This is a genomic window from Methanolobus sp., assembly GCF_016278365.1.
Classification (GTDB): Archaea; Halobacteriota; Methanosarcinia; order Methanosarcinales; family Methanosarcinaceae; genus Methanolobus.
This window is the reverse complement of record NZ_JADQBZ010000005.1, coordinates 258,084-283,790: the sequence shown is the minus strand read 5'-3', so window position 1 is coordinate 283,790 and position 25,707 is coordinate 258,084. Positions and strand designations below refer to the sequence as shown.

Here is a 25,707-nt window from a genome sequence, read left to right as displayed (position 1 = left end):
CATTAACAGTAATTGCCTGTGTTACATTCTCACCACTTGTACCATGGGTTATAGTGACTGTTGTATTGGCTGTTGTAAGAGCAGTACCATTTACAGGGTCAGTTGTCAGATCTGTTGTTCCAAAGTCTGCAAGAGCAACATCCTCGGTACTTGCATCAGACTTAGACAACGTTACTATAAGTCCTGTAAGATCAAGGGCTTCGGTGTCATTGAAAGTAACCTTTGTTGGAGCAGTCTTTACTGTAACTCCAGTTACTGTAATTGCATTAACAGTAATTGCCTGTGTTACATTCTCACCACTTGTACCATGGGTTATAGTGACTGTTGTATTGGCTGTTGTAAGAGCAGTACCATTTACAGGGTCAGTTGTCAGATCTGTTGTTCCAAAGTCTGCAAGAGCAACATCCTCGGTACTTGCATCAGACTTAGACAACGTTACTATAAGTCCTGTAAGATCAAGGGCTTCGGTGTCATTGAAAGTAACCTTTGTTGGAGCAGTCTTTACTGTAACTCCAGTTACTGTAATTGGCATTGAGGCTCTGCTAACAGTAATTGTATAGGTCTTAGTGGTCGTATTGTCCTCTGCAATGACTTCAATTCCAATCAGTGTGGATTGTCCTGAAGCATTAAGAACGACAGTACTGGGTACATTACTTACTGCTGCCTCACCATTGATAGTCATTGATGCTCCCGCAGCATCAGAAAGAGTTGCCGTCACGTTTAGTGAATCTACATCATGAGCAACACCAACCGTATAAGAGAGCGTATTGTTGACAAATAATTCGTTCAACGAACCTGGATTGACACTGAGTGCGGAAAGATCAGCATCAATGCTAGTTGAATCAACTACCAGATTACCTGTGTTTGCGGATTTACTTCCTGCATCGTAAGTTACAGCTACTGGATTGCCATTGTGGCCTGCATTCGTCAATGTAGAACCATTAGCAGGGAGTGTGGTGTATCCGGATGCAGTTCCATCTGTAAAGGCAACCACATTTGTAGTTCCATCGTTGTAGGTTTCTGTAACGACCATGCCATTCAATACTAAAATGTCATCTAGAACTTCTTTGTAGGTCATCTTTGTTGGCTGGGTTGTTACAGCTATGCTGCTTACTTCCAACGCATCAGTTGCAGGGAAAGTGGCTGTAAATGTTACTCTGTTTCCTACGCTGGTTCCTAGTGTTGTTGTGTTTCCAACCGTTGAAGAATTTACGACTGTAGGAGTAAATGCTGCTTGCTGGAATGCTTTGTTGTTCTTAGAGGTCAGTACCACAGTTGCATTGTATACCTGGCCTGCTTTGAATTTTCCAGCTGCGGTCAGATCTTCATTCCATGTTACACTGGTCACAGTGTAATCTGCATTAACTGTTGCAGCTTCAATCTGTGCTGCAGTTGCTGGTGTTGCACCTGCTGCTGGAGCTACTATTGTAGCTGATGCTGCATCAATTTGTACAGGAAGTACTGTGACAAAGATAGTACCCTGCTTGATAACAACGTCAGTTGAATTTTGAACCTGCACTGTTATGGCAGTTCTTCCTGGGGACTGGGCTGTAATGTTCAGCTCTGTAATTGTATCAACGCTTACAATAGTTGCGTTTGCAGAGGTTACATTGAAGGTTTCTCCACTACCTAAATCGAGAACTACTCCTGTAATATTAGCTGTAATTATGCCTCCCATTCTCAGTTCGGCCTGATCAAGAGCCAGAACAGAGGAGATTCCCTCAACAGCAGTTGCGATTCCTGTTACACTTCCTGAACCGGAAACTCCTATGGTTCCAGTACCATCTACATTGATGTCATCTCCATTATTCTCAATGGATATATCAACGTTTGAAGTTACATTTGAAACGACACCATTGTTTGTAATGACCGTTCCTGCTGCTGTGGCTATAATGTTGTTAACTGTTGCGCCGTTGCTGACAGTTATATTCACAGGACTGTCTGCTGTAATGTTGATACCATCTGCGCCATCTTCGATTGTAATATCTGCAGGGTTACCCTGGATTACAATAGATGCTCCGTTGGAATCTGTCAAAGTTATGGTATTATCATCGGCAAGTTCGATCCATGAATGACTGCCAACATCACTAACTGTTATTGTGCCACCGACACTAATGCCGTTTGTTACAGTAGCGTTTGAAGCAGATACTGTTAGATCACCTGTGATTGCAGGAACTGCACTGCCCGTAAAGTTCATTGTAGTAACGCTATTGGCAGTGATAGTAAGATCGCCAGTTAGAATGTATGTGCCAAAATCAATATCAAAGTTAGTTGAACCTGTGCGCGTTGCTGTGACATCACCAGTGAGGTCTCCTCCAAAGGTTATTGAAGTTACGCCATTAGCTCCTATAGCTGTCTGGAGTTCTGCTGCACTGTTTACTATTGGTGTTTCGGTGACTGTGATTATAACTGAGTCTGTGTAGCCACCATCAGCAGATGTAGCAGTGATGTTTGCGACTCCATCAGCTACACTTGTTACCAGGCCTGAAGAAGAACCAACTGTTGCAACACTAGTATCATTAGAGGTCCATGAAAGTACCTTGTTTGAAGCAGTTGTTGGGTCAAATGTAACTGTTAACTGCAATGTTTCTCCGGCATATACAGTTTGATCTGCTTGAACAATACTGATTCCTGTAAGGGCAACCGGGCTTGAAGATGAGCCGGATGAACCTGAGGAACCGCTGCTGCCGGATGTAGACGCTACTATCGTCTGCACTCCAGGTTCTTCTGCAGGTTCAAGTTCTGCAGGTGTAGTTGTGTCATCGTCTTCTGGATCGGATGCGTCGTCTTCATCAGCATCCGGAACAGAAGGTTCATTATTATCAATCTCTTGATCATTTCCGTTGTCATCCAGGCATCCGCTTGGAAGAATTACGAGTGCAGACATTAGCAGCACTAAAAATACTAATAGTAGCTGCTTTTGCCTTTTTTCATTAAAAGAGTGTTTATTTTTCATCTTATATCTCTCGGATTAATATTTAAAATAAATAGACTTTGAAATATACTAACAACATACTATATAATGATAGTGATATATTTAAAAAGTTATAAAGTTAATATAATAAATATAAGGGTGTTTGATACCTCAAGGATTCCAATTATGGGAACTCAGGACAAACGTGACAGGCTTTTGCAAAAAAGATGGCCTGCCAGTTTTTACAGGCCTTTGGCTATAAAAGAGCAGAAGATGATAAAATGAAAAACTCAGATCGGAATCATATCCCGAATCTTCGTATAAATTATGATATAACCCAGCACAAGCATGACCAAGGAAATGAACCAGGCCCACCTGAGTATCCTGGCCAGGTTCTCAGGTCGGGATAGTCTTATAAAAAAGCGGTCGACCAGGTTTGGGCGACCATTGGGAGTGCTCATAAGGAGTTAACCTTTGATCCTCTTCAGCCTGAAAGTGTTTTCCCTTTCCATCTCTTCGAGACGGAGCCTTATGAAGTTCATTGCTTCCTGAAGTTCGGGGATCACCTTGAACTCGAGAGCATTGACACGCCTTTTAGTCTTCTCGATATCCTCGAGAAGTTTCTTTATGGTGGTCTCAATCTCTGCTGCAAGGATGATCTTCTCGACAAGGATCTCATAGGAATCTGCTGCTTCATCCGTATAGGAACTGGTGCCAACAATACCGTAACCACGCTCATCCAGTGTTTTGTGGACACTGGATGATTCGATCTTGGGAACGACGACACCCATGATATTACGGCTTTCCAGCTCGATCTCCGGTTTACCCTGAAGGGCAAAAGAAGTGGATTTGACGGTAATGATACCGTCAACAGCGTTTGCAATAGCTATCCTGCGGGAAGCGACTTCATAGGCGGCATCCAGCTCGGTCCTGACATCCTTGGCCTTGCCGAGGATCTCGAAGAACTCAAGGATAAGTCCGTCCCTCTTCATCTTAAGCAGCTTGTGGCCGCCCTGGGAAAGCTTGATCTTCTTCTTGAGCTCGATGAGCTCGGACCGTGTTGGTTTTACATCTTTTACGCCCATGTCGGATCACCTGTAAGTTACTTGCTCTTGTGAGCAGGGTGGTACTTCTCGATGTACTTGTTGTCCACTCTTGTGAGCAGGGCTTCCGGAAGTTCTGAAAGGATGCTCCAGGAGACATTCAGGGTATCCTCGATAGTCCTGTCCTCGTCCCTTCCCTGGCGTACGAACCTGTCCTCGAAAAGGTCTGCGAATTCAAGGATCCTCTGGTCCCTCTCGGAGAGTGCTTCCTTACCTACGATGGCAACCAGACCCCTGAGGTCACGGCCTTCTGCGTAGGCTGCATACATCTGGTCAGAGACTGCCTTGTGGTCATCCCTGGTCTTGCCTGCACCAATGCCTGAGTTCATCAGACGGGAGAGTGAAGGCAGTACGTTTATAGGAGGATAGATACCTTTTCTGTGCAATTCCCTTGAAACCACGATCTGTCCTTCGGTGATGTAACCTGAAAGGTCAGGGATCGGGTGGGTGATATCGTCACCGGGCATGGTAAGGATTGAGAACTGTGTGACTGAACCCTTCCTTCCCTTGATAACGCCTGCACGCTCGTAGAGTGATGCAAGGTCAGTATACATGTAACCTGGGTAACCACGCCTTCCCGGAACCTCTTCACGGGCTGCACCCATCTGACGGAGTGCCTCACAGTAGTTGGTAATATCCGTAAGGATAACCAGTACGTGCATGTCATGCTCGTATGCAAGGTATTCGGCTGCTGTAAGTGCCATCCTTGGTGTGATCAGGCGCTCGACCGCAGGGTCGTCTGCAAGGTTAAGGAAAACCACTGCTCTCTCAAGGGCACCGGTCTTCTCGAAGTCTTCCATGAAGTACTGTGCTTCCTCACTTGTAATACCCATTGCAGCGAATACTACGGCGAACTCCTCGGTGGAACCGGGAACCTTTGCCTGACGTGCTATCTGCAGTGCGATCTCGTTGTGGGGAAGACCTGATCCTGAGAAGATAGGCAGTTTCTGGCCACGTACAAGGGTGTTGGTACCGTCAATGGTTGATATACCGGTCTGGATGAAATCCTCCGGAGGCATCCTTGAATATGGATTCATTGATGCACCGTTAACATCTACCCTGTCTTCGGGGATAATGCGTGGTCCGCCGTCCAGTGGCTCACCGGAACCGGAGAGGATACGGCCAAGCATGTCTTTGGACACGGGGAGCTTGATCGTCTCGCCTGTGAAGACCACACCGGACTCCTCATTGAGTCCGCCCGTACCTTCAAAGACCTGGACTGCTACCAGGTCAGCGGAAGTATCAAGGACTTGTCCTCTTTTGGTGGTCCCGTCCGGGAGGTTGATGAGAACAAGTTCACCGTAACCAACCGGCTCAGTCTTCTCAAGGAACACCAGTGGTCCTGAGATCTCTGTGATTGTCTTATATTCCTTGGTCATTTTTACTTACCCCCAAGCTGTGCGAATTCCTTATCCATCTTGGTCATGACAACATCCAGTGCACTCTGGAAGTCCTCTTCGAACTTGACCTTTGCAAGCTCATCCTTTGACTCCACGGACAGGATATCCTTCATCGGGATCCCTGCTTCCAGTGCTGCTGTTGCCATCTCACCGTACTTGGAGATTGCTTTCAGTAATTTGTACTGCTTGTCGAACGGGCAGTATGTGTCCACAGGGTGGAAAGCATTCTGCTGCAGGAAATATTCCCTTATCATACGGGATATCTCGAGCACGATCTGCTGGTCCTCTGGCAGGGCATCGGAACCAACCAGCTGAACGATTTCCTGGAGTTCTGCTTCCTGCTGGAGGAGATCCATTGCATGGTCCCTGAGAGGTACCCAGTCAGGTGCCACGTTCTCAGTGAACCAGTCGGCAAGTCCCTGTGTGTACAGACTGTAACTTGTCAACCAGTTGATTGAAGGGAAGTGCCTCCTCTGTGCGAGTTTTGCATCCAGTGCCCAGAATACCTTCACAATACGCAGGGTATTCTGTGTGACCGGCTCGGAGAAGTCGCCACCAGGAGGTGATACTGCACCGATAACAGTGATAGAGCCTTCCTGACCTTCAAGGGTGCGTACATATCCTGCCCTCTCATAGAACTCGGAGAGTCTTGCTGAAAGGTATGCTGGATAACCTTCCTCACCAGGCATCTCTTCAAGTCTTGAGGAGATTTCCCTCATTGCTTCTGCCCATCTTGAAGTAGAGTCAGCCATAAGTGATACATCGTATCCCATGTCACGGTAGTATTCCGCAATGGTGATACCTGTGTAAACAGATGCTTCACGGGCTGCTACAGGCATGTTGGAAGTGTTAGCGATAAGTACGGTACGCTCCATCAATGGGCGCCCTGTCTTAGGATCCTGGAGCTCCGGGAACTCGTTAAGCACATCTGCCATCTCGTTTCCGCGTTCGCCGCATCCTATGTAAACAACGATGTCAGTGTCACTCCATTTTGCAAGCTGCTGCTGGGTAACTGTCTTTCCGGAACCGAATGGACCGGGGATAGCTGCAGTACCGCCTTTTGCAACCGGGAACAAACCATCAAGGATTCTCTGACCGGTTATAAGAGGCCTGTTTGGCATAAGCTTCTTGCCTACGGGACGTGGCTTTCTTACAGGCCACTTCTGCATCATCGATATTTCAGTGCCGCTTGAGAGTACACATATAGTCTCGTCAACTTTGAAACTACCGGACTTGATCTCAGAAATGGTTCCCGACACTGTAGGCGGAACCATGATTTTGTGTTCGATATTCTCAGTTTCCTGCACAAGACCTAGCACATCGCCGCCCTTTACGGAGTCGCCGTTCTTGGCAAGGGGTTTGAATTCCCATACTCTCTCACGGTCAAGTCCGTTAGCAGTGACTCCCCTCTGAATGAAGTCACCCATCTTTTCCTGTAAGACCATCAAAGGTCTCTGGATACCATCATAAATACTTTCCAATAAACCAGGGCCAAGCTCTACAGAGAGTGACATTCCAGTGTTCACTACGGGCTCTCCCGGCCTGATACCGGATGTGTCCTCGTATACCTGAACAGTGGCTTTATCCCCCTGTATTCTGATAACTTCACCCATTAATCCTTCATGACCAACATGGACCACGTCGTACATTTTAGGTTTAATACCTCTTATAGTAACGACAGGACCTGCCACTCGATAAATTTCACCTTTCATTTCCACAGATCAACACCTACCGATTGTTTTATTTTTTCCCTTAGGTTCGAACTTTGACCACTACCTCCAAGAGTCACAACAGTTGGCTCAACAGAGTCATTGATAGTGTTTCTCAGCATCTCCGGTAGTTTATTGAGATCATCGCCGTGCATTACAAGAATACCGACATCCCGATCCTCAAGTATCTTATGCACAGTAGGTTCAAGTTCACCTTCATTAACTTCAAATATTTTTCTGACACCTGCGAGCCTGAATCCTGTCACGAACTCGCTGCGTCCAACCACTGCTAATTCCATCAGATCACCAACTGTTCCCTGATAACTTCATCACTGAGGTTGGTCTCTTTGCCACGCACTATTATCCGCAGGTTGTTTACCTCATTCTGCTTGGTTAGCATGTAGTCCATGATTGGTACTATTGAAAGGGGATAAACGTGTGAAAAGCTTGCTGCAGATTTAAGCCTGTATTTCTTTAGTCGTGTTTCAACATCTATCAGTGATTGCATACCCGGGTTCACCACATCAGATATTTCTTTCCAGTAAGAGTAACTGTCAAGTTCCTGTATGAACTCTTCAAAGGAAAGCGGCATCAATTTTTCTATATCCTTGGGCTCGATCTCAAGGCCTCCCTCTACCATCAGATTAGACATCTGAGGATTGGTGATCCCTGCCTTCTTCAGTCGGAAAAGGATCATGAGGTTCTTTATATCAATACCTGCTCTGATGAACTTGGCAAACAACTTGCGGTCTTTTGATTTTGAACCACCAGCTACAGCAAAGAGTCCAGCATAATACAACTTGTCGAGCTGATTCTCTATATCCGAAAGGTTGGTGCCATTGTAGTCTTTGAGTATCGGGTAATATTCGGTGCCCTCAAACTCAGACAGAACTTCTTCATAGCTCCCTTTTGCAGCCAGACCGGAAAGGAAAGTATAGGTAAGAGTCCCTCCTGCGACAATCGCTTCGAGAGTTTCCTTTGTTGAAGCACCGCAGTACTTTCCTCTGAGAATCGTCTTGATATTCCAGATGTCGTATTGCCGGAGGTATTCCGAAATAAGAAAATGTACCTCCCCTTCAGAGATGTTCAGGAGTTTCCTAAAAGTAACAGATAGGTTCCTGTTCAGAGAGTGTTCTATCAGATCTACACCATCATACGTCAGAGCCAGCTCATCGACATCTTCCTTATACCCGGATTCGCCGATAAACCTGGTAATCTCAGCAATGCTCATGTTCATGAGACGAGGATAGGTCTCTTTTGGCAAAAGCTTGCTTTTCATTGCACGAACACGAGGTATCGTGTATGCGTAGTTGGTGTTACCTTTTGAATCTGAACTGTAACCACGCTTAAATTTCTGCAACAGCCGCATTTAGAAATCACCCGAATAAGATATCAGATGTTTGCTTCAACAACTGCTCACTTACACTTTTAAGGATGACATCGTAAGTATAATCCAGCCTTACTGTCCGATCTTCATTCTCAATTACAACACCACCAAGACATTTGATGTTGCCAGCATATTCAAGAGAGGTCAACTTCTTTACGATCTTCTCTGATTCTGCATTGGAATATATCCTTTTGCCGCTTGCTTCATTGCCCTTGATAATCGATCTCAGAAGCTCTTCGTTCTTTTCAGGGGAAAATGCGGATATGGATTTTTCAGCCTGGGCATATACATCTTCTAGCAATTCCTTACGTGCATTGAGCAGTGTGCGCTTTACTTCAAGATTTGCGCTGGATATTTCTTGCTGCCTGATTTTTCGGATATCATCTTCTGCCTTTGCAAGACGTTCACCTATGATATTTTTCGCGTTCTGCCGGGCATCCTCAAGAATAAGAGAAGCTTCTGCATCAGCTTCGCGGTTCAACCGGGTCACTTCCGCTTGTGCAGCATCCATGATATCTTTAACAACAATTTCAAGTCCCATGCTCACTCACCTTCAAAATGAATTTAAGAGCAAAATATGCTCTTAAATCAGCTTATAGCATCAATAATGCAACTACCAGACCGAAGATAACAATCGTTTCTGGAATTACAGTCAGGATCAAACCCTTACCAAAAAGACTCTCATTCTCAGCCATTGCACCTATTGCTGCAGTACCTATCTCTTTTTCTGCATATGCTGATGCAAAGCCGGTAAGTCCTACTGCGAGTGCTGCGCCGATTGCTTGCAATCCTGCAGGGTCCATCATTGTTACTGTTTCTGTTACCATTTTATTTTTCCTCCGTGTATTTTCTTATGTATCCAAAAGGATCATATTTGCGCCCCCCGCCTTCGTAGAATTTACCGAAGAATTCTACATACTGTAACCTGAGCGCATGCAAACCGGGGGCTATTATACTCAGGGCAGTGTTCAAAGCGTGTCCGAATAAGAACACTACAATCGCAAAGATCGTCATTCCACCAATCGGCGATCCTGGTGGCCAGATCATGTCAAAGGCGATCAGGTTGACAGTTGACGCAATAGAGATGGATGACAATCCTACAGCTATTATACGAGTATAGGACAATGAATTGCTCAGGAGTGAAGGCAATTCGATAGGGCCCTTTACCCCTTCCCCTTTTACAAGCATGACCACACCGATGAGGAACACAACGATCCCCGCTACGATAGGTAGCATCTCGAGATAACCAAGTACTGTAAGGAGGATACCAAATTGTACAACAAACCAACTTCCTTTCTCGAAGATAGCTGCAGATATACCGTGCTTCCTTTTCTCATTGATAAAGCCCACTGCATAACCAAGGTTTAGATGGAGCAGACCAACAAAAACGGTCGCGACGATGAATGTCATTACAAGGTGACTTCTGTGTAAGGGGAAACCAATGACTTCACCAGGGAACGGGGTTGCTAATAGATCAATTGTGTCAAAACCCGGAAGCAAACCCGGTTGTCCATGATAAGCTGCAAGAGGGAACCCCAGGAACTCACCGTATAATATACCGAAGAATAAGGTAGATATCTGACAGTAAATCAGAATATTCATCAAAGGCTTGACTGCATCCGAAGAAACAATCTTCTTAATAGCCAGCGCCATTATCAGAAGAATAAGAGCATAACCGATGTCACCAAGGATCATCCCGTATAAAAGCGGGAAAGTGATAAATATCAAAGCTGAAGGGTCAAGTTCCTTGTAAGTAGGACGCCCGTAAAGATTCATGATCTCCTGAAGGGGAGATACGATCTTAGGGTTATCGTACTCAATAGGTACTTTTTTAATATCAGGCTTTGTGATCTCCAGAGGGGAAACGAATGCACGACCGTTTGTTGCTGTATTAACGGTTCGTTCCATCTCAGCATATTGCTCCGTAGGAAGCCATCCATCTATGAGGAATGAGCTTTCAGTGGTCGCTATTCTGAGTGGTGCTTCAGACTTCTGAACCTCTATGGAGAGCATTTCATTGCTTGCGAGTATGAAATCAGCGTACTTGAGCTTAAGGGCTTCGATATCAGCATCTATTGCTTCGATCTTCTTGGAGATATCTGCTTCTTTCTGCTCGATATCTGCTATGAGCCCTGAAGGGATACCGCTAAGGTTTGGAACCTTCAGTTCCTTGAAAGAGACACGTGCAAGCAGTTCAGAAACTTCTGCCGCCTTGTCTTTACTGACAAAGAGCACTACAACACCAGAATGCTGATCATAATAAAGTTCATAGGAAGAAGTGAGCTGTGATACAGAAGGTCCTATATCCTCTTTTACATGACCTGCAAAAACAGCCAGGCTTTCATACCCTCGGTAAAGGTCAAGATCAAGATCAGTACCAATAAAGGGAAGGATATCTTTCTTAGATGAACCTAATTCCTTAAGTTCGGTTTCAAAAACGCGCTTTTTCTCAGAAAGTATTTCCAGTTCGTCATCAAGCTTGTCAAGAGAACTGTCAAGCTGAGAGCAAATTTCAGAAGGACTCTGTTTCTCAACTGCAACGTCCTTTACACCGAGAAGGCTGGCAATGGACCGGATCTTGACAAGTTTCTTTGAAACTTCACTTCCACTTTCGAATGGCTTGCCGATCTTAAGATCAGAATCGTCTTCATTAAAGTCTTCGATATGAAAAAGATTAGCTTTGTGCAGTGCATCGACCGTTTCTTCAAGGATGTTCTTGTGGCCAACTATAACGGCTCGACTCATCTGTTTCGGCTTAAGCATGTACTGCCCTCTCAAACTCGGTCAGTAACATGTCAACTGCTTTATCAACTTTAGAAGATGCTTTGCTTGCAATTGCCTCCGCTTCATTTTTACCTGCCTTGATGATCTCCTCCCTTTCCAAAGCAGCTGCCTCTTCAGAAGATTTGATCGCATTCTGTGCAGATCTATGAGCATCGGCTTCAGCCTGCTTTATGATCTCCCTGGCTTCTGCACGTGCGCTGTTGATACGGTCTTGCTTGCTCTTTATGCCGTTTTCAACCATTTTTCGTGCATTGGCTTCTGCGTCTTTTATTTCAGACAAGATTTTATCTTTGGCCATGCTAATCCTCGTGATGATTGATTATAAATATCCCGAATAATTCATTCCCTCTAGTGTTAAATCAGATATAAAGCTTTCGTGACTGCTCCCACGACTAAAGTGCGCGGGCTTCTACGGTTTCTATGCCGACAGATTGCAATCCCAATCTGAGAATGTTGATAGCCGCATTGTGGTCTCGGCCTAAGATAAGACCACAGCTATTACATTCGTGTGTTCTATCTGCTAATGTCTTATCCACTAACAGACCACATCTTGAGCACATCTTAGAAGTGTTCGCAGGATTAACTGATACAACTAAAGAACCAGCACTTTCAGCCTTGTACTTTGTTGTAGAAATCAGCATGTTCCATGCGGCATCTGATATGCTTTTTGCGAGACAATGATTTTTAAGCATGTTTTTGATGTTCAGGTCTTCAAAAGCAATGAAGGAATAATCATCTACTAGTTGTCTGCTTAATTGATGAATGAAATCATAACGCTTGTTTGCTATTCTTTCATGTACTCTTTGTACTACTTTTATTGCTTTTTTAAGACCAGGAGAACCCTTTGCAGCTTTGGATAACTTGCGTTGGGCCTTTACAAGTTCTTTTTCTTCCAGACGGAAAAAACGAGGGTTAGATATTGTTGTACCATCGGACAATGTAGCAAAATTAGATAATCCCACATCGATGCCCACAACATGCTCAATATCATTATCGGGAATAGGAATATCCTCTGCTTCCGTGGTTATTGAAACATACCATTTTTTACATGCTGAACGTCTTACAATTATTCTTTTAATATCGCCTTCAACTTCACGATGCACTTTTACACGGACGTTTCCGATTTTTGAGAGATATAAAAGGTTTCCCTTTAGTTTAAATCCCATTTGAGGATATGTGAAACTGTCGTACCATCCTTTGCCTTTGAATCGAGGGTATCCGGGCTTTTCTCCGTTCCTAACACGCCTGAAAAAGTGCTTGAATGCAATGTCTACCCTTTCCTGTACTTCCTGAAGGGTTTGGGAGAACACTTCTTTATATTCGGGATTCTCTTTTTTCCATTCAGGAAGTAGTTTGTTGAGGGCATATTTAGATAATGTCTCTCCTGACATTTCATAAGTGACTTTTCGTTCCGATAGTGTACGATTATATACTTGCCTGCATATTTCCAAGCTCCACTCCATCTGTTTTTGTTGAGATCTATTAGGATAAATACGGAACTTGTATGTTTTACGCATTATACTGTACAATGGGTTATTAGCTTAAAGAACTTATGATAAATTTTGATTTGCTAAGAGGTGAGGTACGATTCATCCCACAGCTAAAGCAATGGGCTTTCTCTACCCCACCCCCGCGATTCGTAAAAAGAAGAAAAAATCAAAAGGCACATACTACATTACTTAATATCCGGGCCCGATTATTCCTTGCGAAGGTCCAGCCTTAAAGGAAGTGTTTCACCTTCCGGAATAGTGTGAATGTATTTTTCCCTGAACTGAGGATTACGCATCATGCAATAATCTGCGGAGGACTTGTACGCAGTATGCTTACCCATACGCTCCCAGATAACTCCAAGGTCTTCCTCGCGGATGTTCCCAAAGGAAAGAGGCGTATAGGCACAAGGAAGCACATCCCCTCCTGCAGTTGCATGCATCCAGCGCCTGCCTGCAAAACACCCGAACTGATCAGGTCCCATGAAATAAGGTAAAGCAGTTACTCGTGGTCCCTCTGGATTCCGGTTTGCAGACTTCTGGAAATCCGCCAGGCGTTTTACATCTTTTTCAGTGATCACTTCATCCTCGTGCTCAAGCCAGCGTCCCACAGCCACGATCTCGTAAACGGACATCTCATGCATACCCATATCAATCGCAAACTGGTAGAACCCGTCAAGGTCATCGATATTATGAGGTGATACAACTACGAAAAGATCAGCCAGGATACCGGCATCCAGCACATTTTTCACGCCGTTGACAGTGTCCCTGTAAGCTCCTTCACGTCCCCTGACCCGGTCATGCTCCTTTTCCTGAGGACTGTCAAGGCTCATGTGTGCAGCAAAAAGGCCTGCCTCTTTAAGCTCCCTGGCTTTTTGCTCATTCATAGCGAAACCTGATGTGAAGCAGGTAGCTACAGCACGGCTCTTGTCAACAGCAGAGACCATCTGGACAAGGTCTTTGCGAAGCATTGTTTCCCCGCCGTCAAAGGAAATATAATAACTACCAAGGTCAAGCGCCCGGTCAACAGTCCGATTGATCTCGCCAAGGGTTAACTCCGGATCAGCAACTATTCCCGCAGCACCGCAGTGTATGCATTTATTGGGACATCTGCTTGTAATGCCGATAGAGAACTGATCAGGTACCCTCTTCTTAAGAATAGAGGCCACCTGCGCATTGATCATCCTGTTGAAAACCTCTCCCGGCATGGGTGGGACCCATGTCGAAAAGATTATGTTCTCCTCATCGGAAAGAATTGGTTTTTCTTCCTGGAAAATATTATTTATGCGCTTTACTATAGGCTTTGCCACAGCAGACAATGGCCCTTCGATGTCAAGAACAACCTTTCCATTTTCCGTGTTCGCATTTACCTTAATTACTGACTTATCATAAACTTTCATGAAAACACCTGATAAATAATGTATAGATAATCAAAACAAATACTCAGCTCATCTCAAGGACATTTCCCGGAAGCATATCAACTGTTATCAGGTTAGTGATCAGGAGAAGCTTATCCTTTGCAACTGAATCTTCAAATCCCTGCAGGACGTCTTTTGCTTTTTCCACGTGCTGAAGCACTTCCTTCACTGTCAGGCCCACAGCTTCCTCGTGCCCCATGCTCCTCCTGTAGAGAAGCGGCAAGGTCACTGACTCATAAGTTGACTGCTTATCCTCAAGCCTGTTGAGATATTCCAGCAGGTCATCAACTATCTGGTATGCGTTGCCCACGTTTTCACCAAATGACCTGAACTTCATTGCCGTCTCCCGATCAGCGCCTGCAACATAGGCGCCTATGGCAGCACTTGCAGCAAAAAGAGAGGCAGTCTTCTTGCTTATGCATTCGAAATAGTTAGTCCTGCCAAACTCCGTACAGGAACTAGAGATGTCAATGGTCTCACCTTCAGCCATATACATTCCAGCCCTTCCGAACTCAAGCACTGAGTCCGTACCATAAGATGAGATCAGGGAAATTGCTTTGGAAATAAGAAAATCCCCACACAATATAGCAGCCGGAACGCCGTATTTCTTGTGGGCGGACTCAACACCCCTGCGTATAATGCCATCGTCAAGCACATCATCATGTATCAGGGAAGCAGAATGGATAAGTTCGATAGCAAGGGCAGCATTCACGCTATCATCACGGCTACCGCCGCATATTTCAGTGCACAGCACCAGTATAATAGGCCGGATACTTTTTCCGCCGGAATTGCAAATATGCAGCAGCATCTTTTTCATTTTCGAGCCGTCATCCATCGAAGCGACAAGCCCTTCCATTGAAGCCTTTATTAACTGGTATTCTTCAAGGTTCTCAATTTCCATGATAACGTCCCGTTTTCTGGTTACTCACTATACTTTGAAGGGCATCCCATAACTATCTTATTAGCCTCTATTTTGTTCTCAGAGATCATCCGGCCGCTGATGCTCAGGCTTGTGCCCTCGACAAAGTTTGCCGGAAGGGCTCCCGTGTACATCACTTCCAGCTCATAGGCCTCGTTCTCAGGGTCCTCCAGCATGAACGAGATCCCTGAAGTCGAAACATTGAGAGTGCCATTCTTCACAGTACCCATGGTGTTGACATTCTGCCCTACATACTTATCCGGGTCTTTCTGCAATTCGGAGACCAGCAGATACCCCTGTGAAAGGTCCACATTCCACAGACCGACAATACCCACAACAACAATAAAAGCAACTGCAAGGACACTCTTGTGTTTCTTATCCATCTAAACACCTATGGAAGATATCCGATTATCTGTCATTATTCCTAAGCTCCCTGTTAAGAGAGATACGGGTACGCACAAGGTGAAAGGCATATACTGCCAGGACCACCCACGTACATGCAAATGCAAGGTTTAAGGCGTTAATACATATTCACCCCTATATCACTTTTGATAGCAGGTTATTATACCAAATTAATAACCAGTAAGAATAAACAAGTAATAGCAGCTCTTTTAAAAAGGACCTGACCATATACCGACGACTAATTATTAATATGGGTGCGGACTAGTATAGCCCCATCCTATATATACTAGAGTGGAACTTTCAGTTAAAAATCCAGAATGATCAATATGGCCAAACCTCCAAGACTCATAGCGTGGGAAACAACAGCAGGCTGCAACCTTTCCTGCAGGCATTGCCGGGGGTCATCGACTTCCCGTAAGCCAGCCGGCGAGCTTACTACCGAAGAAGCTATGCACTTTATCGATGAGATAGCGCAGATAGGAAAGCCCATCTTGATACTCAGTGGTGGTGAGCCACTAGTAAGAGATGATATTTATGACCTTGCCAGCTATGCGGTCGGTAAAGGTCTCTCAGTAGCCCTTGCAACCAATGGTACCCTTGTAACCTCAGAGGTTGCCACACATTTAAAGGATGTAGGGATAAGAAGGATAAGTGTGAGCCTTGATGGGGCAAGCCCGCAGATCCATGATGATTTCAGGTGCATGCCCGGGGCCTTTGACGGAGCTATGCGCGGCATAGATGCTATCAAAGATGCAGGCATCGGCTTCCAGATCAATACAACCATCACAAAACGCAATCTCACAGAAATACCCGCCATCCTTGAACTGGCAACCGAGATTGGGGCTGAAGCCCTGCACATATTCCTGCTCGTGCCCACTGGCAGGGGCAAGGAACTTGAAGAGGAAGAAATACCTCCCGTTGAATATGAGAGAGTGCTGAACTGGTTCTATGATCAGCAGAAGACAGCAAAGATACAGCTAAAAGCAACCTGTGCACCCCATTACTTCAGGATAATGCGCCAGCGGGCAAAGAAGGAAGGCATTGAGATAACAGTAAAGACCCATGGTTACGAGGCCATGACAAAAGGGTGTCTTGGAGGTACTGGTTTCTGCTTTGTATCAAGCACCGGAGAAGTCTACCCCTGCGGATACCTGCCAGCCCTCGCCGGAAGCATAAAGGAGCAACCTTTCAAAGATATATGGGAGAACTCGCAAGTTTTCAACGACCTGCGGAATCCATTACTGCTGAAAGGGAAGTGCGGGGACTGTGAGTACAACGAAGTATGCGCAGGCTGTCGTGCACGCGCCTATGCGGCGACAGGGGACTACCTGGCAGAGGAGCCATACTGCATATACACCCCCAGAAAACAGGGATCCGAATGATATACCTGGACGACACGGATAAAAATATCCTTAACATCATACAGCATGATTTCCCTCTTGACATCCATCCTTTCCAAAAGCTTGGCAAAGAACTGGGCATCAGTGAAGAAGAAATCATAGGGCGCCTTAAAAGACTGCATGATGAAGGTGCCATACGGAAGATCGGCCCGGTCATCAACCGTAAAAGGATAGGTGGCTCCAGTACACTGGTAGCCGTAAATGTACCCGGGGATAGGATAGATGAGGTCGCAGCATATATCGACGAATACCCCGAGGTTTCCCATAACTATCTTCGCCCTGACAAATACAACGTATGGTTCACGTTATCAGCCTCGCGGGAAGAAAGGATAAATGAGATTCTCATGGAACTTAACCAGAAGACAGGGCTTAAATTCATAAATCTGCCTACGGTAAGGCTGTTCAAGATCGGGGTCAAGTTCAATATCAAGTGAGGTATAAAACGTTGAATTACCAGGTGAGGGAATATCAAGGGAAATGAGAACATGGATGCAATCGATGAACAGATATTAAAGGCTACTCAGGACGGTATTCCACTCACCGGGTCGCCTTTCAGGGACATAGCAAATCGTCTTGGACTTTCAGAAGAAGAGGTCGTAGAAAGAATACGGCTGATGAAAGAAAAAGGCATGATCAGGCGGTTTGGCGCATCCATAGGCCACAGGGACATAGGCATTCTAGCCAATGCGATGTGTATATGGAATGTCCCTGAGGAAAGAGTAGAAGATGTAGGCAGGATAATGGCATCTTTTCCCGAAGTTACTCACTGTTATGAAAGACCCCGGAGGCCTGAATGGGAGTATAACCTTTTTACAATGGTCCATTCATACACAAGAGAAGACTGTGAGCAAGTAGCCTCAAGGATATCAGAATCCACCGGTGTCAAAGACTACAGGCTTCTATTCAGTGAGCGCGAGTTCAAGAAGACGGGGGTCCGCCTCTGAACTGTCGTAACGTTTAACTAAGTTCCGGTTCAAGGCAAATGGACATAACCGGAGTACACCCCATGGCACAAGAAAACTGCTTCCTACCATTACTGATAGACATGTCCGGCCGGAAGATAGTTATCTTCGGTGGCGGTTCCGTGGGTGAACGCAAAGCACTGCTTTTCTCCCGCTATGCAGATGTAACTGTTATCAGCAAAGGTTTCACTTCTTGCATCCGGCAGCTTTGTGAGGAAAACAACACAAAGCTTGTGGAAGCAAACATCAGCGACCTTACCAATGAGCAGATAGATACCTTTTTAGAGGATGCTTTTCTGGTCATACCCGCAACTAATGAGAAGTCCGTCAATGAAAGGATATTATCGGTAGCGAAGGCCAGGAATATACTTTCAAACCCGGTAGATTCGATTGGAGATGTTACTGTTCCGTCGGTCATCAAAAGAGGTAGTCTCACCATCAGTATATCAACCTCCGGTTTAAGCCCTGCTTTTTCCAGATTTACAAGGCAGAGGATAGAGGAGGTCATAACCCCGCAGTTCGATGATATGATACGCATCCAGGAAAACCTGCGGACATACCTTAAAGAGGAAGTTCCCGAACAAAGGGACAGAAAAGACATACTATGGCAGGTGCTTGAAAGCAGGAAGGTATGGGAAGCCCTTGAAGGATCCTACGAAAAAGGGTATAATGTAGCACTTGGTATAGTAACTGAAAAAATAAACGGGAAAGTCCGATAACATGTCTGGTTATAACACGTTTTCAGCATTGAGAAAAAGTTCTTCAGGGGTATCCAATGACTGAGATATCCAGCATGGTCATCACTCATTCCAGAGCAACCGTGGAAGAGATGGAAGAAGTATGGGACGGCGATCTTGATAATTTCCTCAGGGAGCTTTACGCTAACGAACTGGTACATGAGTGTGCAGTTCTTAAGACATGTAACAGGATAGAGATGTACGTTGTTTCCCATAAGGGCAGCAGTGTGATGTTCCAGTTCGCAAAGAAACTGGGGCTCTCATCCAACATCATCGATTTCTATGACCATCAGGAATCCATCATGCACTTACTGAGGCTCTCTTCAGGCCTTGAATCCATGATAATAGGCGAGGACCAGATACTGGGACAGATCAAGGACCTCTACCAGGTGGCCAAGAACCTCGGTACGACCGGAAGAATGCTAGATACAGCATTCAGCAAGGCCATCCAGGTAGGAAAGAGGGTCAGGACAGAAACCGAAATAAACAGGGGAGCCCTTTCAATTGCTTCTGCTGCTGTAGACCTGGCAGAGGAAACTGTCGGTGATCTCAAGAATAAAATGGTGCTTGTTATTGGCACAGGGGAAATGGGAACCCTTGTGACCAGGGCACTCTCCCACAGGGAGATAGAACTCATGTATATTGCTAACCGCACCTATGCCGCAGCAAAGAAGCTCGCTGATGACATGGGAGGTCATGCGGTCCATTTTGACCAGATAGAAGAGAACCTCCAGAAAGCCGACGTGGTAATCTGCGCCACAGGGGCGCCCCACTTTGTGCTCAGGCATCCACAGGTGCTCAAGGCAATGGAATCAAGGGAAAAAGCGCTCCTTCTTATAGATATCGCAAATCCCCGCGACATCGAGCCCACTATTGGCACGGTTCCTCACGTTACCCTATATAATATAGATAATCTGCGCGTCATCAATGAAAAGAACCTGGAACTGCGGATGGAGGAAGCAAAGAAGGCACAGGCTATCATCGACGAAGAGTACGATCTTCTTCTTAAGCAATACAAACAACAGAGAGCCGACCATATCGTATCCGAGATGTATGCCCAGTTCTATAAGGTCCGAAGTCTGGAAAAGGAGCGTGCCCTTACTAAACTGAGTGCATATCACACGATAGGGGATATAGAACAGAAGATAATTGATGACCTGACACACTCTATTGTTAATAAGATACTTGCAGAGCCTACAAAGGTCCTGAGGAATGCAGCGGAAGTATGCGATGACGAGATGCTTGATATGGTCTTCCGCCTGTTCAGCATAGATAAATGCAATGAAAAACGCAGTATCAAAGGAGATTTGCCGCCATGTTCCCGGAAACCAGAACGAGAAGACTAAGAAATGGAAAGATGAGAGACCTTGTGAGGGAAACTTCACTTTCAGCCGATAACCTCATTTACCCCATGTTCGTGGATGAGACCATAACAACAAGCCAGATGACAGAGTCTATGCCCGGCGTTGAAAGGCTTCCCCTCAGCAAAGTAGCCGACGATGCAAAAGAAGCTGCTGATCTGGGGATACCCGCCCTTATACTGTTTGGGATACCATCACACAAAGATGAGCATGGAAGCTCTGCCTGGGGAGACGAGGACATTGTCCAGAAGGCGGTTCGTGAAATAAAGAGTGAGCTTGGCAAGGACATGTTAGTAATAACCGATGTCTGCCTCTGTGAATATACAGACCACGGTCACTGCGGCATGGTTAATTTTGAAAAAGGAGAAGTACTTAATGACCCTACCCTCCCACTGCTCGGTAAAACGGCAGTCAGTCACGCAAAAGCCGGTGCCGACATGGTGGCACCTTCAGGTATGATGGACGGGATGATTGGCGCCATAAGGTCTGCACTTGATGAAAATAATTTCCCGGACATACCCATTATGTCCTATGCCGCAAAATACTCTTCATCATTCTATGGCCCTTTCAGAGATGTTGCAGAATCAGGATGTTGCTTCGGTGACCGGTCGACCTACCAGATGGACCCTGCCAACTCTGACGAGGCGATGCGAGAGGTTGAACTGGACATCATGGAAGGCGCTGATATAATAATGGTAAAACCGGCACTTCCCTACCTTGACATCATCTATCGAGTCAAGACCGAGTTCAGGATGCCCACAGCTGCATACAACGTCAGCGGAGAGTATGCCATGATCAAGGCGGCTGCTCAGAACGGCTGGCTGGACGAGAAGAAAGTTATGTACGAGTCCCTGCTTTCGATAAAGCGGGCCGGGGCAGACATGATATTGACATACTTCGCGAAAGATATGGCACGAATACTTAAATGAACTAATGGTGATCCTATGTCCCTAGACAAGTCAAGAGAATTATACAAGAAAGCAAGGACCCTCCTTCCAGGAGGGGTCAGCAGCCCGGTCAGGGCTATAAAACCATACCCATTCTATACCGAATCCGCTTCCGGTTCAAAGATAAGGGATATCGACGGGAATGAGTATATCGATTACTGCCTCGCATACGGCCCGAATATCCTGGGACATGCCCATCCCGGGATAAAAGAGGCCATCATATCTCAGCTCGATAAGGGCTGGCTGTACGGTACACCTACAGAGCTTGAGGTGAACCTTGCGGAAAGGATAGCTGGAATGTATCCGAGCATCGATATGCTCAGGTTCGTGTCAACGGGTACTGAAGCCACCATGAGCGCACTGCGTGCGGCCAGAGGGTTCACAGGCAGGGACAAATTCATCAAGATAGAAGGCGGCTTCCACGGAGCCCATGATGCAGCTCTTGTTCAGGCAGGGTCAGGCGCCACAACGCTGGGCAAGCCCGACTCGCTTGGAGTTCCGGCCGACTTTACCAAGCACACCCTGCAGGTGCCATTCAATGATATAGAGGCACTGACAGATGTGATCGAAAGGAACAGGGAGGATGTGGCAGCACTAATAATAGAGCCTGTAATGGGGAACATCGGACCGGTACTTCCCGAAGGAGATTACTTAAGTGACGTGCGCAAGGTCACGGAAGAGAACGATGTGGTCCTCATCTTCGACGAGGTGATCACTGGTTTCAGGCTTGCCATGGGAGGCGCCCAGGAATACTATGGAGTCACACCCGACATGACAACTCTGGGTAAAATAATTGGCGGGGGCCTGCCAATAGGAGTGTTTGGGGGAAAGAAGGAGATCATAGAGATGATCGCACCCTCGGGAGGCGTGTACCAGGCAGGTACCTATAGCGGATGCCCGGCCTCGGTTGCCACAGGACTGGCAGTACTGGATGTGCTTGAAAAGGAAGATGTCCACAGGAAACTTAACGCTACCGGCGAGATGTTTAGAGCCAGGTTGACTGAGATCGTTACGGACATGGGGCTTAATTACAATGTCTGCGGCATATCCTCTATGTTCAAGATATTCTTTGGTGATAAGCCACTGAACTACCAGGAAGTACTTAAGTGCGACAAGGAAGGATACCTGGGATTCTTCTTCAGGATGCTGGACAGTGGTGTATTCCTGCCACCCTCTCAGTTCGAGACTAATTTCCTGTCCACGGCCCATACAGAAGAAGATATCGAGAGAACACTTGCTGCATACGAGGCAAACCTCAGGTGAACCGGAGAATGCAATGATAATAGGAACCCGCGGAAGTGACCTTGCCCTTGCACAGGCTACAAGCATTGAACGTAAACTGGCGGAGCTGGGAGTACAGACCACCAGGAAGATCATAAAGACCACCGGCGATACCTTCACGGACCGCCCCCTGCACGAGGTTGCGGGAGTGGGTGCCTTTGTGAGGGAGCTTGATGACAGGATGCTGGAAGGGGATGTGGATATTGCAGTTCACTCAATGAAAGATATGCCCACCGTCAGACCGGAGAGGCTCTCAACGTCAGCGGTCATCAAGCGGGACTCACCCTGTGATGTGCTCCTGACAACAGACGGCTCCAAACTGGAAGAGCTTCCGGAGAATGCCATAATCGGGACAACCTCCATGCGCAGACGCGCACAGATACTGCGATACCGCCCGGACCTTGCGGTCCATGACCTGCGTGGCAATATCAACACGAGGATAAGGAAGCTTGAAGAAGGCCAGTATGATGGCATCCTTCTGGCTGAGGCTGGATTGCAGCGCATGAACTGGAACCTGGATGTGCAACGCCTTGACCCGCACCATTTCTGCCCTTCGGCTAACCAGGGTACTATAGCAGTGGTAACTGTAGCCGGGAGCGAGGCAGAGGAAGTAACCTCAAAGCTGGATCACCAAAAGACCAGGATAGAGACTTCCATTGAGCGCATAGTTGTCGCCTACGTGGAAGGAGGATGCACGGCGCCGGTTGGTTCGTTCACACATTTCATCAATGATAATGAGCTGCATGTACTGGCAGAGGTGCTATCTCTTGACGGTTCCGAGCAGGTGCGTATTGATGAAGTGATCCCTGTGGAGGGTTACGAAAGTTACGCCAGGGAACTCGGAATGAGAATGGTGGAGCTGGGCGGGAAGGAACTTGTACAGCAGGCAGTATGCCAGCTTAACGTGCAAATCTAGAATAGCGATAATATGATAGAAATCACAGGACTAAGGCTGAATAATCCGACAATACTGGCTGCTGGCGTCATGGGCACTACAGGCGCGTCTCTTGCACGCATTGCGTGGGAAGGTGCCGGCGCAGTGGTTACAAAATCCATCGGACCGGAGCCAAAAGAAGGACACAGAAACCCAAGCATGATCGATCTGGGATACGGCTTCCTTAATGCCATGGGGCTCCCAAACCCATCATACCCGGATTTCTCAGGAGAGATCGAGATCGCAAAGAGAGAAGCAGATGTCCCGATAATAGCCAGCATATTCGGAGGAAATGCAGAAGAGTTCGCCATAGTTGCGGACGGCCTTGTCGATGCAGGACCCGACGCGTTCGAACTTAACGTCAGCTGCCCCCATGCACAGGGCTATGGTGCTTCCATAGGTTGCGACGCATGTGCCGTGGAGGAGATAACGGCTGCTGTCTGCGATATCACAGAACTGCCAGTATGGGTCAAGCTCACACCCAACGTAACGGACATCGTATCCATAGGCAAGGCCGCCCAGAGAGGAGGCGCTGATGCCGTAGTTGCCATAAACACTGTGCGCGGGATGGCTATAGATATCCACAGTGGATATCCCGTACTGGGTAACAAGTTCGGAGGATTGTCTGGCCGGGCTATAAAGCCCGTAGCCATCAAGTGTGTATACGACCTATATGCAGCTCTTGACATCCCTGTTATCGGTGTTGGTGGGATATCGACATGGGAGGATGCTATGGAGATGATGATGGCTGGCGCGTCAGCCGTGCAGATAGGCTCTGCGGTATACGACGGACCCGGAGTATTCCAGACGGTTGCGGATGGTATTGAGAGTTTCATGTCCTCCGGTGGATACCGGGATACCAGTGATATTGTCGGGCTCGCCCACAGGAGAGCATGATGTACCCCATAGATGTGAAGATAACGAGGATAGTACAGGAATCACCTTCCAACAAGACATTCTTTTTTGACAGGAGTTTTGATGAAGCACGTCCCGGACAGTTCGTCATGGTCTGGATAAGGGGTACTGATGAAATACCCATGACCCTGTCCTACAGGAACGCCATCACCGTCCAGAAGGTGGGAGACGCCACTGCAAAGCTCTTTGAGATGAAGGAAGGAGACCACCTGGGCATACGAGGACCCTTTGGCAAGGGATTCACACTGCCCGGCAAAGACGATAACATACTTATCATTGCGGGAGGCGTGGGAACTGCAGCAATAGCCATGCTAGCAGAACATGCTATGTCCCAGGATACATGCGTCACCACTATCATGGGTGCAAGGAATGCGGACGAACTGCTGTTCTTGGACAGGTTCACACCCTGCAAAGTACTTCACATGACAACGGATGACGGCTCAGCTCATCGCTGCGGCTTTGTCACAGACGTGCTCTGCGAGATAGATGCTTCAGGATATGACAGGGTATATACCTGCGGACCTGAGATGATGATGAAGCGCGTCTTTGACATTCTTGAAAAGCAGGGTGCTCTTGCTAAGGCCGAGTTTAGCCTGCATAGGTATTTCAAATGTGGCATAGGAGTATGCGGCGCCTGTTGCATGGACACCGAAGGGTTGCGGGTCTGCAGGGACGGACCTGTATTCAACGGGATGCAACTTACAGGTTCGGAGTTTGGGAAGTATATGAGAGGGCCTAGCGGGAACAAAAAAATGATGTGAGAGGTTTAACCTCAACCAATGTAAGCAGGATTATTTTTGTGGTCTCTAACCATCTATCTGGGAAAGAAAAACGGATGATTAAAAAAAGAAGATGAAACGTGGTTGATAGAAACTTACTGAAATTAGACCTTGACGGCAACCAGAGAGAGATTTAACTCCTTCTCAAGCCGGTGTACTTCTTCCAGGTCCTCTGCAGAGAGGTCGGCATATTTGAGATTGGCGTCAGAGAATGCCAATAAGGTTATACCCATTTTATCTTCAAGTTCTTTGATAGCTTTTACCTGTTCACTGTTAAGTGCAGAGAATCCCCATATCATGTATGAATCACCAGTGCCTCTTAGATTATTATAAACATTTATAATTGTTGGTTATAGATGTTGTACCGGAGAGTAAAATTGAATTGAGTGTAACTTGGCAGCTATCATTGAAAATGGACGCTATAGATCTATAAAAATAATATCAAAAGACAACGGAGAAAAAAGATGTCAGATCAAGTCGCGCATTCCTGCACCATGATCTTTGAAGCCATACCTTTACCAAGTGCATAGTTGCACCCATTGAGATCCACAATGATGGCGCCCATATTATCCTTTTTTATCTTGAGAAAGGAATTCTCTATAAACCCCATTGATTTCAGGCGATTCACAAGTGAACGGCCTGCGTTGATCGATATGATCTTACTGACCTTACCTTCCTGCATCATTGCCAGCGGCATTATTGGAGCCATTTGTATTACCTCTTGTAATTTCCAAATGTAAGTTTCATCCTTATATTAGGTATGCCTAATATTGGTTGATATTGCGATATAGTGTTTAATTGTATATATAAGTTACCAGTATCAAAGATAACTTGATAACATGACAAATTCAATTGAGCAGATTACACA

General features: G+C 46.3%; 27 protein-coding genes. 10 read left to right on the top strand and 17 right to left on the bottom strand.

Annotation, left to right across the window (positions count from 1 at the left end):
- The 15 genes from QZZ22_RS06495 to QZZ22_RS06425 form a co-directional block, all read right to left on the bottom strand.
- Nucleotides 1-2,887 (bottom strand): cadherin-like beta sandwich domain-containing protein (locus QZZ22_RS06495; RefSeq protein WP_292463561.1); only part of this gene is annotated, 2,887 nt, incomplete at its 3' end.
- Nucleotides 2,888-3,204: 317 nt separating this feature from the next.
- Nucleotides 3,205-3,375: a hypothetical protein gene (locus tag QZZ22_RS06490; RefSeq protein WP_292463559.1), complete on the bottom strand. Its 171-nt coding sequence runs from the start codon at nucleotides 3,373-3,375 to the stop codon at nucleotides 3,205-3,207.
- A 6-nt stretch (nucleotides 3,376-3,381) separates the two neighbouring features.
- Nucleotides 3,382-3,999 (bottom strand): V-type ATP synthase subunit D, encoded by a 618-nt coding sequence (locus QZZ22_RS06485; RefSeq protein ID WP_292463557.1) that lies wholly within the window; start codon nucleotides 3,997-3,999, stop codon nucleotides 3,382-3,384.
- Nucleotides 4,000-4,016: 17 nt separating this feature from the next.
- Nucleotides 4,017-5,396, bottom strand: a complete 1,380-nt coding sequence (locus QZZ22_RS06480; RefSeq protein ID WP_292463555.1) for an ATP synthase subunit B — start codon at nucleotides 5,394-5,396, stop codon at nucleotides 4,017-4,019.
- Nucleotides 5,397-5,398: 2 nt separating this feature from the next.
- Nucleotides 5,399-7,135 (bottom strand): ATP synthase subunit A, encoded by a 1,737-nt coding sequence (locus QZZ22_RS06475; RefSeq protein ID WP_292463553.1) that lies wholly within the window; start codon nucleotides 7,133-7,135, stop codon nucleotides 5,399-5,401.
- Nucleotides 7,126-7,425 (bottom strand): V-type ATP synthase subunit F, encoded by a 300-nt coding sequence (locus QZZ22_RS06470; protein WP_292463551.1) that lies wholly within the window; start codon nucleotides 7,423-7,425, stop codon nucleotides 7,126-7,128. The genes QZZ22_RS06475 and QZZ22_RS06470 overlap by 10 nt, the downstream gene beginning before the upstream one ends.
- The gene (locus QZZ22_RS06465) at nucleotides 7,425-8,495 is read right to left on the bottom strand and encodes a V-type ATP synthase subunit C (RefSeq protein WP_292463550.1); all 1,071 of its coding nucleotides are present in this window, start codon (nucleotides 8,493-8,495) and stop codon (nucleotides 7,425-7,427) included. The genes QZZ22_RS06470 and QZZ22_RS06465 overlap by 1 nt, the downstream gene beginning before the upstream one ends.
- A gap of 7 nt (nucleotides 8,496-8,502) precedes the next feature.
- Entirely contained in the window at nucleotides 8,503-9,054 is a 552-nt protein-coding gene (locus QZZ22_RS06460) for a V-type ATP synthase subunit E (RefSeq protein WP_292463548.1), read from the bottom strand.
- Nucleotides 9,055-9,106: 52 nt separating this feature from the next.
- The gene (locus QZZ22_RS06455; RefSeq protein ID WP_292463546.1) at nucleotides 9,107-9,340 is read right to left on the bottom strand and encodes a V-type ATP synthase subunit K; all 234 of its coding nucleotides are present in this window, start codon (nucleotides 9,338-9,340) and stop codon (nucleotides 9,107-9,109) included.
- Nucleotide 9,341: 1 nt separating this feature from the next.
- On the bottom strand, nucleotides 9,342-11,276 hold the full coding sequence (locus QZZ22_RS06450; RefSeq protein ID WP_292463544.1) for a V-type ATP synthase subunit I: 1,935 nt from the start codon (nucleotides 11,274-11,276) through the stop codon (nucleotides 9,342-9,344).
- Entirely contained in the window at nucleotides 11,269-11,595 is a 327-nt protein-coding gene (ahaH, locus tag QZZ22_RS06445) for an ATP synthase archaeal subunit H (RefSeq protein ID WP_292463542.1), read from the bottom strand. Before ahaH ends, QZZ22_RS06450 begins: the two co-directional genes overlap by 8 nt.
- A gap of 94 nt (nucleotides 11,596-11,689) precedes the next feature.
- Nucleotides 11,690-12,814 (bottom strand): transposase, encoded by a 1,125-nt coding sequence (locus tag QZZ22_RS06440; RefSeq protein WP_292463540.1) that lies wholly within the window; start codon nucleotides 12,812-12,814, stop codon nucleotides 11,690-11,692.
- A gap of 179 nt (nucleotides 12,815-12,993) precedes the next feature.
- Nucleotides 12,994-14,184: a radical SAM protein gene (locus tag QZZ22_RS06435; RefSeq protein ID WP_292463538.1), complete on the bottom strand. Its 1,191-nt coding sequence runs from the start codon at nucleotides 14,182-14,184 to the stop codon at nucleotides 12,994-12,996.
- Between the two features lie 43 nt (nucleotides 14,185-14,227).
- The gene (locus tag QZZ22_RS06430) at nucleotides 14,228-15,103 is read right to left on the bottom strand and encodes a polyprenyl synthetase family protein (protein WP_292463536.1); all 876 of its coding nucleotides are present in this window, start codon (nucleotides 15,101-15,103) and stop codon (nucleotides 14,228-14,230) included.
- Between the two features lie 20 nt (nucleotides 15,104-15,123).
- Nucleotides 15,124-15,504 (bottom strand): cytochrome c maturation protein CcmE, encoded by a 381-nt coding sequence (locus QZZ22_RS06425; RefSeq protein WP_292463533.1) that lies wholly within the window; start codon nucleotides 15,502-15,504, stop codon nucleotides 15,124-15,126.
- A gap of 336 nt (nucleotides 15,505-15,840) precedes the next feature.
- Between QZZ22_RS06425 and ahbD the strand changes: the two genes are divergently transcribed.
- The 10 genes from ahbD to QZZ22_RS06375 all read left to right on the top strand — a co-directional run bounded on the left by ahbD (nucleotide 15,841) and on the right by QZZ22_RS06375 (nucleotide 24,821).
- Complete coding sequence (gene ahbD / locus QZZ22_RS06420) at nucleotides 15,841-16,905, top strand: heme b synthase (protein WP_292463531.1); 1,065 nt, start codon at nucleotides 15,841-15,843, stop codon at nucleotides 16,903-16,905.
- On the top strand, nucleotides 16,902-17,357 hold the full coding sequence (gene ahbA, locus QZZ22_RS06415; protein WP_292463529.1) for a siroheme decarboxylase subunit alpha: 456 nt from the start codon (nucleotides 16,902-16,904) through the stop codon (nucleotides 17,355-17,357). The genes ahbD and ahbA overlap by 4 nt, the downstream gene beginning before the upstream one ends.
- 51 nt (nucleotides 17,358-17,408) lie before the next feature.
- Nucleotides 17,409-17,867 (top strand): siroheme decarboxylase subunit beta, encoded by a 459-nt coding sequence (ahbB, locus tag QZZ22_RS06410; RefSeq protein ID WP_292463527.1) that lies wholly within the window; start codon nucleotides 17,409-17,411, stop codon nucleotides 17,865-17,867.
- Between the two features lie 62 nt (nucleotides 17,868-17,929).
- Complete coding sequence (locus QZZ22_RS06405) at nucleotides 17,930-18,604, top strand: bifunctional precorrin-2 dehydrogenase/sirohydrochlorin ferrochelatase (RefSeq protein WP_292463525.1); 675 nt, start codon at nucleotides 17,930-17,932, stop codon at nucleotides 18,602-18,604.
- Nucleotides 18,605-18,660: 56 nt separating this feature from the next.
- On the top strand, nucleotides 18,661-19,968 hold the full coding sequence (gene hemA, locus QZZ22_RS06400; RefSeq protein ID WP_292463523.1) for a glutamyl-tRNA reductase: 1,308 nt from the start codon (nucleotides 18,661-18,663) through the stop codon (nucleotides 19,966-19,968).
- The gene (gene hemB / locus QZZ22_RS06395; RefSeq protein WP_292463521.1) at nucleotides 19,938-20,912 is read left to right on the top strand and encodes a porphobilinogen synthase; all 975 of its coding nucleotides are present in this window, start codon (nucleotides 19,938-19,940) and stop codon (nucleotides 20,910-20,912) included. The genes hemA and hemB overlap by 31 nt, the downstream gene beginning before the upstream one ends.
- A gap of 15 nt (nucleotides 20,913-20,927) precedes the next feature.
- Complete coding sequence (hemL, locus tag QZZ22_RS06390; protein ID WP_292463519.1) at nucleotides 20,928-22,193, top strand: glutamate-1-semialdehyde 2,1-aminomutase; 1,266 nt, start codon at nucleotides 20,928-20,930, stop codon at nucleotides 22,191-22,193.
- Nucleotides 22,194-22,206: 13 nt separating this feature from the next.
- Nucleotides 22,207-23,127 carry a hydroxymethylbilane synthase gene (hemC, locus tag QZZ22_RS06385; RefSeq protein ID WP_292463516.1) on the top strand — a complete coding sequence of 307 codons (921 nt, stop codon included), beginning with the start codon at nucleotides 22,207-22,209 and terminating at the stop codon, nucleotides 23,125-23,127.
- A 12-nt stretch (nucleotides 23,128-23,139) separates the two neighbouring features.
- Nucleotides 23,140-24,042, top strand: a complete 903-nt coding sequence (locus QZZ22_RS06380) for a dihydroorotate dehydrogenase (RefSeq protein WP_292463514.1) — start codon at nucleotides 23,140-23,142, stop codon at nucleotides 24,040-24,042.
- The gene (locus tag QZZ22_RS06375) at nucleotides 24,042-24,821 is read left to right on the top strand and encodes a dihydroorotate dehydrogenase electron transfer subunit (RefSeq protein WP_292463602.1); all 780 of its coding nucleotides are present in this window, start codon (nucleotides 24,042-24,044) and stop codon (nucleotides 24,819-24,821) included. Before QZZ22_RS06380 ends, QZZ22_RS06375 begins: the two co-directional genes overlap by 1 nt.
- 122 nt (nucleotides 24,822-24,943) lie before the next feature.
- On the opposite strand, the gene QZZ22_RS06370 is transcribed toward QZZ22_RS06375, so the two are convergent.
- Entirely contained in the window at nucleotides 24,944-25,138 is a 195-nt protein-coding gene (locus QZZ22_RS06370) for a hypothetical protein (protein WP_292463513.1), read from the bottom strand.
- A gap of 173 nt (nucleotides 25,139-25,311) precedes the next feature.
- On the bottom strand, nucleotides 25,312-25,548 hold the full coding sequence (locus QZZ22_RS06365) for a FeoA domain-containing protein (RefSeq protein ID WP_292463511.1): 237 nt from the start codon (nucleotides 25,546-25,548) through the stop codon (nucleotides 25,312-25,314).
- Between the last annotated feature and the right edge of the window lie 159 nt (nucleotides 25,549-25,707).

Coding starts and splice junctions, on each gene's coding strand:
- QZZ22_RS06490 (WP_292463559.1), bottom strand. CDS start 3,375: ATGAGCACTCCCAATGGTCGCCCAAACCTGGTCGACCGCTTTTTTATA.
- QZZ22_RS06485 (WP_292463557.1), bottom strand. CDS start 3,999: ATGGGCGTAAAAGATGTAAAACCAACACGGTCCGAGCTCATCGAGCTC.
- QZZ22_RS06480 (WP_292463555.1), bottom strand. CDS start 5,396: ATGACCAAGGAATATAAGACAATCACAGAGATCTCAGGACCACTGGTG.
- QZZ22_RS06470 (WP_292463551.1), bottom strand. CDS start 7,425: ATGGAATTAGCAGTGGTTGGACGCAGCGAGTTCGTGACAGGATTCAGG.
- QZZ22_RS06465 (WP_292463550.1), bottom strand. CDS start 8,495: ATGCGGCTGTTGCAGAAATTTAAGCGTGGTTACAGTTCAGATTCAAAA.
- QZZ22_RS06460 (WP_292463548.1), bottom strand. CDS start 9,054: ATGGGACTTGAAATTGTTGTTAAAGATATCATGGATGCTGCACAAGCG.
- QZZ22_RS06455 (WP_292463546.1), bottom strand. CDS start 9,340: ATGGTAACAGAAACAGTAACAATGATGGACCCTGCAGGATTGCAAGCA.
- QZZ22_RS06450 (WP_292463544.1), bottom strand. CDS start 11,276: ATGCTTAAGCCGAAACAGATGAGTCGAGCCGTTATAGTTGGCCACAAG.
- ahaH (WP_292463542.1), bottom strand. CDS start 11,595: ATGGCCAAAGATAAAATCTTGTCTGAAATAAAAGACGCAGAAGCCAAT.
- QZZ22_RS06440 (WP_292463540.1), bottom strand. CDS start 12,814: ATGCGTAAAACATACAAGTTCCGTATTTATCCTAATAGATCTCAACAA.
- QZZ22_RS06435 (WP_292463538.1), bottom strand. CDS start 14,184: ATGAAAGTTTATGATAAGTCAGTAATTAAGGTAAATGCGAACACGGAA.
- QZZ22_RS06430 (WP_292463536.1), bottom strand. CDS start 15,103: ATGGAAATTGAGAACCTTGAAGAATACCAGTTAATAAAGGCTTCAATG.
- QZZ22_RS06425 (WP_292463533.1), bottom strand. CDS start 15,504: ATGGATAAGAAACACAAGAGTGTCCTTGCAGTTGCTTTTATTGTTGTT.
- ahbD (WP_292463531.1), top strand. CDS start 15,841: ATGATCAATATGGCCAAACCTCCAAGACTCATAGCGTGGGAAACAACA.
- ahbA (WP_292463529.1), top strand. CDS start 16,902: ATGATATACCTGGACGACACGGATAAAAATATCCTTAACATCATACAG.
- ahbB (WP_292463527.1), top strand. CDS start 17,409: ATGGATGCAATCGATGAACAGATATTAAAGGCTACTCAGGACGGTATT.
- QZZ22_RS06405 (WP_292463525.1), top strand. CDS start 17,930: ATGGCACAAGAAAACTGCTTCCTACCATTACTGATAGACATGTCCGGC.
- hemA (WP_292463523.1), top strand. CDS start 18,661: ATGACTGAGATATCCAGCATGGTCATCACTCATTCCAGAGCAACCGTG.
- hemB (WP_292463521.1), top strand. CDS start 19,938: ATGTTCCCGGAAACCAGAACGAGAAGACTAAGAAATGGAAAGATGAGA.
- hemL (WP_292463519.1), top strand. CDS start 20,928: ATGTCCCTAGACAAGTCAAGAGAATTATACAAGAAAGCAAGGACCCTC.
- hemC (WP_292463516.1), top strand. CDS start 22,207: ATGATAATAGGAACCCGCGGAAGTGACCTTGCCCTTGCACAGGCTACA.
- QZZ22_RS06380 (WP_292463514.1), top strand. CDS start 23,140: ATGATAGAAATCACAGGACTAAGGCTGAATAATCCGACAATACTGGCT.
- QZZ22_RS06375 (WP_292463602.1), top strand. CDS start 24,042: ATGTACCCCATAGATGTGAAGATAACGAGGATAGTACAGGAATCACCT.
- QZZ22_RS06370 (WP_292463513.1), bottom strand. CDS start 25,138: ATGATATGGGGATTCTCTGCACTTAACAGTGAACAGGTAAAAGCTATC.
- QZZ22_RS06365 (WP_292463511.1), bottom strand. CDS start 25,548: ATGGCTCCAATAATGCCGCTGGCAATGATGCAGGAAGGTAAGGTCAGT.